Annotated in this window: 1 pseudogene; it reads left to right on the plus strand. The window is 83.0% G+C overall.

What is annotated here, in order from left to right:
• Positions 1-488: pseudogene (locus AAHH18_RS18245) on the plus strand (hypothetical protein); the annotation flags it as partial.
• Positions 489-648: the final 160 nt, after the last annotated feature.

A 648-nucleotide genomic window follows, 5' to 3' on the forward strand; every position in this document is an offset into this window, starting at 1 on the left:
TGCCGCCCGCCGGCCCCGCGACCGGGGCACGGCCGGCGCTGCCGCCGGCCCGCCCGGGCACCGGGGCGGCACGTCCGCCGCTGCCGCCACCGCCCCCGGACCCCGAGGCGGTGCTGCGCGTCGGCCGGCTGGTGCGGCACTTCGGCGTCTGGCTGCTCGCGGGCGTCGCGGTCAGCCTGCTGCCGCTGCCCTGGCGCGTCGCGACCGTGGCGTTCCTGGCCGGCGCGGTGGTCACCGGGATCCGGGCGCTGCGGGCGGTCGCGGTGGCGCGGATGCGCGGCGGCCTGCTGCCGCTGCTCGTGGCGGGCCTGGCGCTCACGGGCCTGCTCGGCGCGGGCACGCTCGGCTCGTTCGCCCTGTGGCCGGCGGAGACCGCCCGGCAGGAGTGCCTGTCGGGCGCGCTCACCGTCTCGGCGCAGGCCGCGTGCGACCGGGCGTACGAGGACGCGCTCGACGACCTCACCGGCGGGATCACCGGCGGACCCTGACGGCCGCGTCGCCGGAGCCGCCGGACGGCACACGGGGGCGTCAGGCCCCGCCGGCCCCGTCCTCGCGGGACGCGCCGCCCGCACCGCGCGCCGGGGAGCCCGCGCCGGGACCCGCCCCGGCTGCACCCGCCGGACCGGCGCCCGTCGCCGCGGCGCCGTC

Source organism: Cellulomonas olei (assembly GCF_039548315.1).
Taxonomy (GTDB): Bacteria; Actinomycetota; Actinomycetes; order Actinomycetales; family Cellulomonadaceae; genus Cellulomonas.